This window comes from Bacteroides sp. RTP31139st1_H2_RTP31139_211217, from assembly GCF_040227615.1.
Taxonomy (GTDB): Bacteria; Bacteroidota; Bacteroidia; order Bacteroidales; family Bacteroidaceae; genus Bacteroides; species Bacteroides uniformis.
Genome location: NZ_JBCNZM010000133.1, coordinates 1 through 13,389 on the forward strand (window position 1 = coordinate 1; position 13,389 = coordinate 13,389).

Genomic DNA, 13,389 nt, shown 5'->3' on the forward strand with positions numbered 1-13,389 from the left:
AGAAATAGAGCGTCTCGCCAATGATTGGGTCAACAGCCTGACCGCCGATAAGTCCTGTTATAAATTCAGGCTTCAACAAACCATTTACACGGAGGCTGAACCTGACATCAATCAGCATTTCATCGTTGTGAAACTTCATTACGAGTTCTTCGGCAGCGATGATGCGCCTCTGAATATCAAATAAATTGTAGAACATTAAATACGAATAAGTTATGGCAGTTTTATCATGGGGTAAATGTAAGATTGAAACAACCCCGTCAACAAATGGCGCACCCACCACCCCGGAATCTTGGGAAGCCCTTGACACGCCGAAAGAAGACACAACAAAAATCACCCCCACGGCGGGAACTGAGAAGACCGCCACAGAGGAGGGCGGCGAACTTGTTGATGTCCGTTACGGGAAGAATACTTATACGCTTGAATTTGACCTGTTTGTCAAGAAAGGCGGGGAACGCCCGTTTGAAGACAATGACGGGTTAATCGCAGGAGAACATGCTTTCCGCATAACTCCCGAAGACGAAGAATGCGAGGGCGCACAGATTGACCGTTCCGTGGTTCGTTGTGATGAAAGCTATTCAACCGCTGACGGTAAAATGCTTCATTACGTTGCACGTTGCCTGAAACCCAAGACAGGCAAGACCGTGAAGCCTTATACAAAGCCCAAAGGGTAAGCGCAATAAGAAAACTTTCAGCGGGGTTGATACACTGGTTTATCCGCCGTGAAGCCTGAACGCCTTTCCCGGTTGCATGTCGGTTCGATTCCGACCCCCGTCTCTAATCATAACTTAGAAATTCGTCAGATATGAATAAGACAATAGAACAAACGGTTGCTGAAACCATCCTTGAACAGCCTTTTGAAGTCAAGGTAGGCGAAAAGTCATATCAGGTTGCCCCCGCAAGTACGGCAACCCTCATACTTGTTTCAGAAGCGATTTCACAACTCCCACATATTGCCCTTGACACGGAGAAGGTCGTTGAAGAAACATTATCCATAGCGAAAGACTGCCGCATTCTCGGCGATATAGCGGCTATTCTCATTCTTGGCGCAAAGAGCATCACAGAAAAGAAAAAAGTTCCGCAAATCAAAGAGAAACGGTATCTGTGCGGGCTTATTCGCCGCCCATACACGATTGAAGTTGAAATTACCATTGACAAGAAAGCGGAGCTTGCAAAAGAACTTCTTGAAGATGTCTCCCCGAGAGAACTTAACCTGATTGTAAGCCAAATCTTATCAAGAATGCAGATAGCCGATTTTTTCGGGCTTACCACTTTCCTGACAGAACTCAATCTTCTTCATCCGAGGAAAGTGGAGAACTGAATGACAGCATTTGGGCTGTCATAGGCGGTTTTGCAAAAGGCTACGATCTGACCTTTGACTATGTTCTGTACAATATCAGCTATACGAACATGATAATGTACGGGGCTATTCTCCCGACATACGACAAAAAGAAAAATGACGGGAAAAAGGATGAAGAACAAAAAGTTATCAAGGCAGATGACCCGAGAAATAAGGAAGAAGTAAGGAAATTTTTTGAAACCTGTGATTAAAGGCAGAAACAATGAACAACGATAAAGGAAGACTGAATTACGGTGTCGGGCTTGACAACTCCCAGTTAAGGGTAGGCGCAGCCGAATCACGGCGTTTGCTCCAAGGTATAGGGCAAACAGCGGTTGACGAAGGTGCAAGGATTGACGATTCATTCAAAAGAATCGGCAGAACTGTCGCTGGTGTGTTTGCCGTGTCTCAGATAAAAGATTTCATCACGCACGTTGCGACTGTCCGTGGAGAATTCCAACAGCTTGAAATCGCTTTCAAAACCATGCTCGGCTCTGCGGGTCAGGCAGATGTTTTGATGACCCAGCTTGTCAAGACAGCCGCCACAACTCCGTTCGGTCTGAAAGACATCGGTCAAGCCGCAAAACAGCTTCTTGCCTACGGTGTCGCCGCAAATGACGTGAACAGCACTTTGATACGCCTCGGGGACATCGCCGCCGGGCTTTCAATCCCTATCAATGACCTTGCCTATCTGTACGGAACAACAATGGTTCAAGGACGTTTGTACACGGCTGACCTTAATCAATTTTTGGGGCGTGGCATTCCTCTTATGGAAGAACTTGCGAAACAGTTCGGCGTAGCAGAAAATCAGGTCAAACAACTTGTTGAAGACGGAAAAGTAGGATTTCCCGAAGTTCAGAAAGCCATTGAGAACCTGACCAACGAGGGCAGTAAATTCGGCGGTCTTATGGAAGCTCAGTCAAAAACAATCACGGGGCAGATTTCAAACATTGAGGACGCAATCGACACAATGTTCAATGCCATAGGTCAGTCGCAGGAGGGGGTAATAAACACCTCTCTTGGTCTTGTCTCAACCCTGATTGAGAACTGGGAAACAGTCGGTAACATCCTTTTGACAATCATCGCTACATACGGGGCATATAAAGCCGCCGTTATCGCTGTCGCAGCCGCACATAAATTGATGAACATTTGGGGAACTGTTAGTGCTTTTCTGTCTCTAACAACCTCTATACGTTCAGCCAAAGACGCTATGTTGCTTTTCAACATGGCTGTAAAAGCAAATCCGCTTGGTTTGGTTCTGTCTGTTCTTGCAGCCGCCGTGACAGCTTTCCTTGCTTTCAGAAAATCAACGGACGAAGCCGCTGACGCTCTGAAAAAGGAACGTGAGGAAGCCGAGGCGTTCAACAAACAGGTTAGCGAATCAGCGGGCAAAGCCATTTCAACGTATAAACGTCTTCAAGACGAATACAAGAAATGCAAGTCAGCCCATGAAAAGCGTGAGTGGATAAAAGAAAGTCAGGCGAAGTTCAAAGAACTGGGAATTGCCGTCAACAGCGTCAATGATGCTGAAAACATCTTTGTCAAGAACACTTCCTTGATGATGAAAGCCTTTCAGAAACGTGCGGAAGCCGCCGCATGGCAATCCCGTCTTGATGAAGCCTACGCAAAGAGGGTTGAACGCCAAATGGCTCTTGAAGACCAAATGGATAAGATTCAGGCGGGAAGCAAAGTGCCGGGATATTCACACACGACACAAGGAGGCTATGAATACGTTGACCGCAGCGGAGCATGGGTTTACACCGAGGCGGGTGCGAGAAAAGCCCGTGAAGCGTTCAAACAGACAATCGCCAATGACCCTGTTCTGAACGAAATAGACGCCCGTATAAACAAGTATGCCGAGAAAATGACCTCTGTTTCATCTGACTTTCAAAAACTGTTTGAACAAGCGGGTACAAGCCAGAAAACAACGCAGGAAAAGAACGAGGAAAAGAGATTCGCTAAAGAACAGCAGAAAATCGCCGATGAAACAGCCCAACGCACGGCTAAAATCAAGGAGTATTCAGCAAAGGTTTCAGAAGCAGTTTCACAAGCCGAGATAGACATCCGTCAGGCTCAAATCAACGAACTTGAAGATGGTTATGAAAAGACCGTTGCGCAGGTGCAGTTGAATTATGACCGCCTTATCTCCGAGAACGATAAACGGGCGCAGAAAATGATTGAAGACCTGAAAGATAAAAAAGTGCTTGAATGGCTCAATCAGAACCCGAAAGCGACAAAGGAACAACAGCTTGAATACCGGGCTTCCTTGAACCTGACAACCGCTGACCTTTCTTCCGAGCAGCAAGCGATGTTAAAGTCTTATGCCGAAGTTGCAAGGCAGATTCAAGTCAAAGGTAACAAACAAGCCCTTGACGATATGATGAAAGACATTCTGACCTATGAACAGCAACGTGCGCAAATCGCCGAAGAATACGCCAAGAAGCGTGAAAGCCTATATGAAACGGATAAAGACGGGAATAAGAAACTCCGCAAGGGTGTCACACAAGGGAACGTGGATGAACTGAACCGTGCCGAAACAGAGGCGTATCAGAAAATTGATGAACAGTTCGCCCAACGTGAAGAAACATATAATGCTTGGTGTGAGAAGATAGCCGACATGACCCTTGAACAGTTGAAGCAGGTATTGGAGCAAGCGGAAAAGGAACTTGAAGAACTTGAAAAGAACGGAGGTTCTTCTGATAAGTTGTCCGTTGCCCGTGCAAAGGTATCAACGGCTAAAAAAGGAGTGGAAAAAGCGCAAGCGAAAAACGATGTCAGCCCCGATAAACGTTCAATCAAAGAGTGGGAAGATTTGTATAAAACGCTTCAAGAATGTGAACGGGAGTTTGAGAGTATCGGCGACACAGTTGGCGGCGTGGCAGGCGAAATCATTTCAACGGCTGGCAGCATTATGACCGCTTCTCTGTCAATGATAAACGGCATTGTTCAGCTCGTGAATATATCTGCAACCGGTATTAAGGGAACAGCGACAGCGGCGGCAACAGCCATTCAAACGGTAGAAAAGGCTTCTGTCATCCTGACTATCATATCGGCTGCAATGTCAATAGCAATGCAGATTGTAAACCTATTCAACAATGATGACAAGAAGCAAGAAGAAATTGAAGCCCTGCAGGACAGAATAGACCAACTTCAATGGGAACTTGACAATGCAGATATTGTGCGGTTACAAGAAAACAGCGGGAAAGCGGTTGAACGTGTGAAACGGGCTTTATCCGAGACTTACAAAGAACTCCTGAGAAACAAAATCGCTGTCAATGACGTAGCGGGGGCTTGGCGACTTCTGTTCAGCAACGTTTCAAACAACGCTGAACTGCTTCAAAAGACCGCTGAGAAACTCGCCACGGCGTATGCAAATATCGCTTACACGGCTGACAAGGCTCTCGGGGGTGAAAAATACAGTAACGCCCAAGAGCAGCTTAAAAACCTCGCCCAGCAGCAACTTCTTATTCAAGAACAAATCAGAAACGAAGAGGATAAGAAAGACACGGATCATGGCAAGATTGATGAATGGAACAGAAAAATTGAAGAACTCGGTTCACAAGCTGTCGCCATCATCAACGACATGGTAGAAGACATTATCGGTGGTTCAAGTTCAGATATAGCCAAAGAACTCGGAGACGCTTTTTTTGAAGCGTTTCAAGCGGGAGAAGATTACGCCGAGGCATGGGGCGATAAGGTCAAAGACATCGTGGCTGACGTGATGAAAAGAATGTTGGTTTCCAAGTTTCTTGAAGAACCTCTTGGGGAGATATTCGACAAGTACAAGGCTAAATGGTTCAAGGACGGTCAGTTTGTCGGTCTTGACGCTGTTATTCAATCTATGAGTGGTTTCGCTTCTGACCTGAACGCTGTTGGGGCTGATTTTGCCAAGATATGGGAAACCCTCCCTGAAAGCGTTAAATCAATGTTTGAAGTCACGGCAGATGCAACCCGTGAAGCCTCTCAAAAAGGTATTGCCACAGCTTCGCAAGAAAGTGTTGATGAATTGAACGGACGTGCGACAGCCATTCAGGGGCACACGTATTCAATCGCTGAGAACACGAAAATCATTCTTTCTGTCGTGAACATGATTTTACAGTCAGTATTGAACATTGAGAAACACACCGAAAACATGGCAGGACGCATTGAACGCATTGAAAGCTCAGTCAAAGAGACAAAAGATACAGTTAACGATTTCGCCTTGAAAGGCATAAAAATGATATAAGTATGGAAGACATTATTAGACAAGTTTACGCCCAATGGAGGGTTGCCAAAGAGCAAGCCCGGCAGGAGTGCGATAGCCGTTCCCTGCCAAATATGGCAGAGAAATACCGTATGTGTGATATGTTCAAAGGCACGGAAGATTTACAGAGCCTTATACGGCTGTTCACAAGCCCACAAGGTATGGAGTTCTGTATCAAACACCGTTTCCCGAATATAGCGACTTTCAGGCTGTTCAAGCCGTTCAACCCCGAGAAGTACGGTGTTTACATTGATGCGGGTATAATCACGCTGAGAAACCCGGAAAAAGCGGTTCTTATCGGGCGTACAAACGCAACGATAAACTGTGACACGCTTGAACGCCATGAAATTTTTCTTCTTCACGGGGCTAAAGCGTTCATCAACGCCTCGGGCTGGGCGGTTGTTTCCGTCAAGGGGTCAACGGGTTGCCAACAAATTCGTAACGTGTCAGGAAATGCGGTAATATTATGATGTCAGGACGATTTTACATAGACGGTAAGGATGCGTTCACAGAGTACGGCATCTATGTTCAGGAGGGGGGCTACAACGAACTTGTGGCGTTCCCGCCTCTGAAAGCGGTCACAAGCAACGACTGGCAGGAAGAAGACGGCATAGAACCTGACTTGTCAGAACCTACCTTGAACACGAAGGAATTTTCCTTAAAAATTGTTCTCTCAGGCATGGATTACCGTTGGGGAGGCTTCATAGAACGATTGTCAGACAAAGCCTATCATACGTTTGATTTCAGGGAGATAGGACGTACTTACCGCCTTCGTCTTGTGTCAAACCCTAACACGGATTTGGCAACGCTTCTCGGTTTCATCACGATAAAGCTTGCCGATGATTTCCCTTTGGACGGGTACACCTACAAAGAACCTGAAAGCACTGTTCCCGGCTCTGATTATTATGAACTTGACGGGAAACCGTTCTCAGTTTATGGGGTTCATGTGTTGGAGGGAACGCTTAATGAAATAGAGAAATCGCCGAATGTCAAGACCAGCCTCCTGCGCAATATCAACAAATTGAACGGGGCTTTGTATGACGGGGAAAAAGTGACCTATAAGGCAAAGGACGTAAAGATAAACTGCCTTATGAAAGCCGCCTCACTGACTGAACTGTGGCGCAACTATAACGCTCTGTTGTATGACCTTGTGCGTCCTGAACAACGGCTGTTATACTCTGATGAAACGGGATATGAATACCCCTGCCATTATAAAAGCTGTTCCGTGTCCGAGTTTTACGCCTCTGATAAAATATGGCTCAAATTTACCGTTACCGTATGCTTCATTTCATTCAGGCTTGAAGACGATGAATTTGTGCTTGCCACGGAAACACGGGATTTGGTTGTGACAGAAGACGGGGAGTTTGCGATTGACTTACGAAAAAGAATATGACATTATGGGATTGAAAAGAATTAAAATCAGCGAATTAACCCTTTCCGACAATCTGAAAGGATTATACACTATCGGCGTTAAGCTGATAAATGGGGTTCAAACGAGCGTCAAGGTCAGTCTGGAACACATTCAGACCGCCTATGAAAATGCCGTAGCCGCAACGAAAAAAGCCGAGACAGCCGCCAATAGTGCGAACACCGCAGCGGGTTCAGCCAACAGTGCCGCTTCCTCTGCCAACAGTGCGGCTACGAAAGCAAACACGGCGGCGGGAAACGCTGACAAGGCAACCGCAGCAGCAAATACCGCCACAACCAACGCAAACAATGCGGCAACAAAGGCAAATACCGCCGCTTCCAATGCGGACAAAGCCCGTGAAGATTTAGAAGAGATAAAGGAAGCCGCCGTGACCGCCACCAACTCAGCCAACAGTGCCGCTTCCTCTGCAAACAATGCCGCAACGAAAGCTAATAAGGCGGCGGGGAACGCTGACACGCAAGCTGACCGGGCAAAGGAACAGGCTGACAACCCGCCCAAAATGGGAGACAATGGAAATTGGTGGAAATGGGATGAAGCTCAGAAAAAGTATGTCGATACAGGTGTGCTCGCAAAAGGCGGCGTGCTGTACCCGACATTCAGCATAGACGATGATGACATGATTCTATACATGGAATTTGAAGATGAAGTAAGCGACAAACTTATCAAGTTTGATGAACAGACGGGAGAACTTTATTTGAATGTTGGATAACTTAAAGTTACACGAATATGACAAAGATACCTTTAGGGAAAGTGGCGTTTACGGACGCAGGTTCTTATAACGCCGGAAAGACTTACAAGCGGTTTGACTTTGTTGACACGGAAGACAGTTCCTATTTGTCGTTACAAGACAATAACAAGGGACACGCCATCACTGAAACCGCTTGGTGGAAATGCCTCGCACGGGGCACAAAAGCCACAGAAGCCGCAAAAAAAGCCAACGATGCGGCAGCATTGGCAAACGAAAAAGCTATGGCGGCAGATACGGCGGCAGGGCGTGTGAATGCTGCAATAACGCAAGCCAATACCGCTGCCACAAACGCTCAACAACAAGCGTCAGCCGCAGGAGAAGCGGCGGCAGAAGCAACGGAAAGTGTGGCTGAAATGAACGCCGCCCTCGCCCGTTTGGAAGAATTGGAGCAGACAATCACGGCTAAAGACCGTAAACAGCCAACGGGAATGACATTAGAGTTTCCTAAGAAAATAACCAAAGGGAACAAAGACATTCTGAGAGTAACAGCTACCCTATCCCCGGCGGGAACGGGTAACAATGTCCTTTTCTTGGGCGATGACAAAGCGGTTTCCGTTGCCCCTGACGGTTTTCTGACCGTGAACAGTGTCGGCATAAGCAAAATACACGTCATCCCGACAGAAAACACAAGCATTTATCGAACCATTGATATTGAAGTCGTTCCGCAGTCTGTCAGGCTTTGTACAAAATCAACTTTGCGCCTGACCGCAAATGGCAAATTCAGGTTCAATTAAAATAATTTTTCAACAAATAAAACTTTTAAATTATGGCACTATCAACAGATGAAGAAAACAAAGTAAGGGAAATCATTGAAGCGTTCACAAACGGAAAACGATTGAGTGACCTGCCTGACGTTTCAGGCGACAACCCGTTCAAACTGTTATGTGAAGTATTGGAAGACGGGGAAAGCAAGAAAGCGGCTCTCGCAGCCATGTTGCCCTACATGGAAGAAAACTGTATGTACGGCATTGAATATGATGTCACGGTATCATCCCCTGACGTTACCCGTATCGGTAATATGTCACTTCATAAATCCCTACCCGTACACAACCGCATGAAAGGCTGTCTTCTTGATGACAACGGGAACGTGGTTGAATATCTCAACCCATCGGATTGGACGGGTCAGACCCGTGACGGCTCACGTGGGCAAGTCATGGTTGAACTGCCGATGTAGTATCGCAAGTTTGAAACAGAGGGTAACAAACGCCGTGTGAAGTTCTCTGAATACCCTCTGCCCGGCTATCATCAAGTGAAGAAGAAATACGTTTCGGCTTATGAGGCTTCCGTACAGCGTTCAACAACCAAACTATGTTCAGTTGTGAATGACGGTGCGGATTACAGGGGCGGTGGCAATCAGTCAGATTGGGACAACACATACCGTTCCGTACTTGGAAGACCCGCAACGTCTATTTCACGTACCAACTTCCGAGCCTACGCCCGGAAAAGAAAGCCGTCAACAAAAGAATGGAACTGTATGACATACGACATTCAGAAAGACATTTATTGGCTGTTTGCCGTTGAATACGCCACACTCAACTCACAAAAGGCGTACAACGCCGCAAAAGACAACAACGGCTATGCACAAGGCGGTCTCGGAGACGGGGTTACAACACTTGACAGCGGCAAATGGAACACGTTCAACGGTTATTATCCTTTTATCCCTTGTGGCTATACGGATGAACTCGGCAACGGAACAGGCGAAAAAGAATATACCATGCCCACTGAATATGACACTTCTTCAAAGAAAGTCAAAGTGTGCCGTTATCGTGGTATCGAAAACCCGTTTGGGCATATTTGGCAGTGGACGGACGGTATCAACATTCAAATACAGTCAGCCGCCGCAGGAGGGTTGAGCAAAGTTTTTGTCACTGATGACCCCGAGAAGTTCAATGACAGCAATTATACGGGTTATTCCCATGTCGGCAATGAAGCCCGCACGGAGGCTTATGTGAAGTCAGTCATTTTCGGAGAGGGAGGCGAAATCATCCCTGATGTTGTCGGGGGCGGTTCTACGACTTATTTCTGTGATTACCACTATACCAACATACCAAGTTCAGGCGAAGTGTTACGTGGTGTCCTGTTCGGCGGTTGCGCGAATAGCAGTGCGAATGCGGGTCTCGCCTATGCGCGCTCGTCTTCCGCCCCCTCGTCTGCGACTGCGCACTTCGGTTCTCGCCTTTGCTTTATCCCCACGCCAGCGTAACACGCTTTGAGTGATAACCTTTTCCCTGCCTCTTTGTGGGGCAGGGTTCAAATAATAACAGTATAAAACAATGATTGAAGAAATGAACAACATACCAAAAGAAGATAACGGAAGCCTCGCTTTCCTTAATATCCCGAGAGATGAAAACAGCAGGAGTTTCAATTGTGATGAAACGACACAATCAAAACTCGTAAACACCACGTTTTGGGTGGTTGATTTCATTGAAGAAGTTCCTACAAGGTTCAGCAAGGCTAAGGGTGTCAAGGGTCAGACGCTTGTAAAAATCAAGCCATCCAAAGACAGTTTGGAATCAGATGCCAAGAAATTTTTCACGGGTTCATCCGATATTCTTTATGTCTTGAAGAAAATCAAAGAAATGAATAAGTTTCCCCGAAAGGTTACTTTGAGAGGGAACGGAAACAGGTATTATTTTGAATGAGAACACAATGAGATAACAAAATAAAAGGTGGGTCATTCTTGTGGTGTCCTGTTCAGCGGTAACGCGAATAACAGTGCGAATGCAGGTCTCGCCTATGCGAACTCGAATAACACCCCCTCGAATACGAATGCGAACATCGGTTCTCACCTATGCTTTAAAATTGGTTTTGACAATATGAAACAAAATAAAAGAATGACAGCCTTGCCACTTGGCAAAAGATTTCAAGCAAACCTCCTAAAAGTGTTGGTAGGAACGCCTGTTGTATGGGCTACCGAAAACTCTGACTAAGAAAAGCAAAGCAGAAGTATGAAAAGAATAGGAAACTTATATAAGACCATAATCTCCGTTGAGAACTTGCGGGAAGCTGACAGAAAGGCTCTCAAGGGTAAAACGCACACATACGGGGTCAGGGTTCACGACAAGAACCGTGAAGCGAATATTCTTGCCTTACATGAAGCCTTGCTGACAAAGACGTTCAAAACCTCTCCTTATGATGTCTTCACGATTTTTGAACCAAAGGAAAGGCTTATTTTCCGTCTTCCGTACTATCCCGACAGAATAGTACATCACGCAATTATGAATGTTCTTGAACCGATATGGGTCAAAACATTCACGCACAATACTTATTCTTGTGTCAAGAAACGTGGTATAGAGGGGTGCGCCCATCAAGTTGACAAGATAATAAAGGAGTTTGAGGGAAAGCCCTTATATTGCCTGAAAATTGACATCAAGAAGTATTATCCCTCAATCAGTCACAATGTGATGAAAAGACTGATACGCCGTAAAATCAAGGACGCTGACCTGTTGTGGCTTCTTGACGAAATCATAGACAGCGCACAAGGTCTTCCAATCGGGAACTATCTCTCACAATATCTCGCAAACCTGTATTTATGCTATTTCATGCATTGGGTAAACGAGTGTTTGCCGGAACTTGTCAGAAAGGCTTTGAACCTGAAAGAAAAGCCATATATCAAAGCGATTGAATACGCTGACGATATACCGTTCTTGGCTGAAAGCAAGGACGTTCTTCATCAGGTTTTCAAGTTCATAAAAGAATATATCGAGGAAGAACTTGAACTAAGTATTAAAGGCAATTATCAGATATTCCCTATCGCAAAGAACCGTTATGACAAACATGGGCGTGCGCTTGATTATGTCGGTTATTTGTTCTTTCGGAAACAGAAACTTATCCGCAAGAGCATTAAGAAGAATTTCTGCCATACCGTCTCACGGCTAAACCGCCGCAAACCTCCGCTTGACGCAAAGGCTTATAAGCAGGCTGTCGCCCCGTGGCTCGGTTGGGCGAAACATAGTGATAGTAAACATTTATTAAAAACAATCATTAAACCGTGTTATTATGATAGCATTTTATGACAATCAGCCGACCAAATTGGAGGCTGTCGGAAACGGAAGTTACGTTTACCGCTTCAACATTCAGAAAGTTGAAAAACCCGCCACCGTTGAACCAAGCGAACTCGCTTCTGACGATGAAGCCCCGGTTCAGGAACAATGGAAATGTGAAGAAGTTACCGTGTGGGCTCCGCTTTCTTCAAACAAGATAACTGAAACAGTTATCACGGAGAAATGGGACAACAACCGGGAACAAAAACTTGTGAATGAGTTCAACGCAGCGAACCTCGGTATGATTGGAGGGGCGAAGTCAAGCGAGGAAGCCAAGGCAAAGATTGAGGCATACAAAGCCTATCTATCCGAACGTGCTACCCTGAAAGCGCAAGTGGATGCAGACTGCCTTGAATACGGTATTCTGTAACTTGTAAAAACCGCTTCCCGTCACGTTATTCAAACATAAAATGTGACGGGAAGAATGGTTATTCTTGAAAAAGCCTTTTTTAGCCCCGTAGAACGCTCAAAAAGTGATTACAATATAATCACACCATTTTAAAAAGAAAGTTCAACCACGGGGAAATTCGGGAAAAATAACTCAAAGTTTTTAGTAGTATGATAATTTACAATAATGCCGGAAGCAAGGTTCTTGAAATCGAGGTTGACGATAACAGTTACCGCAATAGGGCTGTCATGGGAGACCATAGTTTAACGTTGTATTATTCGCTCCCTGAACACGTTGAAATCCCAGTAGGCTCTTACTGTGAGTTTCAAGGCGAAACGTTCACGCTCAAACGCCCGGAGAATTTCAAGATGAAACATAAAAGATTGTTTGAATACACGGTGCTTTTTGACCCGCCCGAAGCAAACGCAAAAGTTTGGAAATTCAGAAACCCGGTTGACGGACGTTTGAAATTTTCGTTGACTGCAAAGCCACATGAACATCTTCAAATGTTTGTTGACAATATGAACCGCCGTGACAAAGGATGGATGGTTGGCGAATGTATTGACGGTGTTGAAACCCTGATTGCCTATGACCATGATTTTTGTATTGACGCTCTAACCCGCATGGCTTCAACGTTCAAGACAGAATACGAGTTTACGGGAAAACGTGTGTCATTACGTAAGATTGAATACAACAAAAGTAACCCCCTCCCGCTGTCTTATGGATGTGGCAACGGGTTCAAGCCGGGTGTCGGACGTTCAAATACGGGAGACAACCCGCCAACGGAAATTTTGTTCGTTCAAGGCGGTACGGACAATATAGACCCGTCAAAATACGGTTCTTCCGAGCTTCTTCTTCCCAAGAACCAAACACTCGCTTATGACGGCGAACATTTTGAAGATGAAGACGGCTTCATAGCCAAGAACGCCCGCCGTTATGTCGTTGATGAAGCAGGGCTTTCAATACGCCGTGATGACAAACAACTGTCATCACTCGCCGAAGATAGTCTTGACTGTTCTGAGATTTACCCGAAACGTGTCGGTACGGTCAACACGGTTGTAGTTGTTGATGAGAAAAACAACTTTTATGACATTGTTGACACGTCAATCCCATCTTCACTGAATTATGAAGAATGCTTGATAGAGGGGGAAACTATGACCGTTGTTTTTCAGACGGGTATGCTTGCCGGACGGGAGTTTGAG

General features: G+C 45.7%; 12 protein-coding genes, 1 tRNA gene and 2 pseudogenes. All 15 read left to right on the forward strand.

The features are described 5' to 3' along the window. Window positions 1-184 (forward strand): annotated as a pseudogene (locus tag ABUA47_RS18070) (hypothetical protein); the annotation flags it as partial. 28 nt (window positions 185-212) lie between these two features. After that, window positions 213-671: a hypothetical protein gene (locus ABUA47_RS18075; protein ID WP_149923029.1), complete on the forward strand. Its 459-nt coding sequence runs from the start codon at window positions 213-215 to the stop codon at window positions 669-671. A gap of 20 nt (window positions 672-691) precedes the next feature. Continuing rightward, window positions 692-774: transfer RNA gene (locus tag ABUA47_RS18080), tRNA-OTHER, on the forward strand. A 28-nt stretch (window positions 775-802) separates the two neighbouring features. Then, window positions 803-1,318 carry a hypothetical protein gene (locus ABUA47_RS18085; protein ID WP_149923028.1) on the forward strand — a complete coding sequence of 172 codons (516 nt, stop codon included), beginning with the start codon at window positions 803-805 and terminating at the stop codon, window positions 1,316-1,318. Between the two features lie 241 nt (window positions 1,319-1,559). After that, window positions 1,560-5,561, forward strand: a complete 4,002-nt coding sequence (locus tag ABUA47_RS18090) for a tape measure protein (RefSeq protein ID WP_149923027.1) — start codon at window positions 1,560-1,562, stop codon at window positions 5,559-5,561. A gap of 2 nt (window positions 5,562-5,563) precedes the next feature. Further along, entirely contained in the window at window positions 5,564-6,049 is a 486-nt protein-coding gene (locus ABUA47_RS18095) for a hypothetical protein (RefSeq protein WP_149923026.1), read from the forward strand. After that, on the forward strand, window positions 6,046-6,972 hold the full coding sequence (locus tag ABUA47_RS18100) for a hypothetical protein (RefSeq protein ID WP_149923025.1): 927 nt from the start codon (window positions 6,046-6,048) through the stop codon (window positions 6,970-6,972). Before ABUA47_RS18095 ends, ABUA47_RS18100 begins: the two co-directional genes overlap by 4 nt. A 4-nt stretch (window positions 6,973-6,976) precedes the next feature. Next, the gene (locus ABUA47_RS18105) at window positions 6,977-7,717 is read left to right on the forward strand and encodes a hypothetical protein (protein ID WP_149923024.1); all 741 of its coding nucleotides are present in this window, start codon (window positions 6,977-6,979) and stop codon (window positions 7,715-7,717) included. 17 nt (window positions 7,718-7,734) lie between these two features. Beyond that, the gene (locus tag ABUA47_RS18110) at window positions 7,735-8,490 is read left to right on the forward strand and encodes a hypothetical protein (protein ID WP_149923023.1); all 756 of its coding nucleotides are present in this window, start codon (window positions 7,735-7,737) and stop codon (window positions 8,488-8,490) included. Between the two features lie 32 nt (window positions 8,491-8,522). Further along, window positions 8,523-8,930, forward strand: a complete 408-nt coding sequence (locus tag ABUA47_RS18115) for a hypothetical protein (RefSeq protein WP_349831854.1) — start codon at window positions 8,523-8,525, stop codon at window positions 8,928-8,930. 36 nt (window positions 8,931-8,966) lie between these two features. Next, the gene (locus ABUA47_RS18120) at window positions 8,967-9,959 is read left to right on the forward strand and encodes a hypothetical protein (RefSeq protein ID WP_349831855.1); all 993 of its coding nucleotides are present in this window, start codon (window positions 8,967-8,969) and stop codon (window positions 9,957-9,959) included. Window positions 9,960-10,029: 70 nt separating this feature from the next. Beyond that, the gene (locus tag ABUA47_RS18125) at window positions 10,030-10,398 is read left to right on the forward strand and encodes a hypothetical protein (protein WP_349824496.1); all 369 of its coding nucleotides are present in this window, start codon (window positions 10,030-10,032) and stop codon (window positions 10,396-10,398) included. A 306-nt stretch (window positions 10,399-10,704) separates the two neighbouring features. Further along, complete coding sequence (locus ABUA47_RS18130) at window positions 10,705-11,772, forward strand: reverse transcriptase domain-containing protein (RefSeq protein ID WP_349824497.1); 1,068 nt, start codon at window positions 10,705-10,707, stop codon at window positions 11,770-11,772. Further along, window positions 11,756-12,169 carry a hypothetical protein gene (locus tag ABUA47_RS18135; protein WP_007564971.1) on the forward strand — a complete coding sequence of 138 codons (414 nt, stop codon included), beginning with the start codon at window positions 11,756-11,758 and terminating at the stop codon, window positions 12,167-12,169. Before ABUA47_RS18130 ends, ABUA47_RS18135 begins: the two co-directional genes overlap by 17 nt. 188 nt (window positions 12,170-12,357) lie before the next feature. After that, window positions 12,358-13,389 (forward strand): annotated as a pseudogene (locus ABUA47_RS18140) (hypothetical protein); the annotation flags it as partial.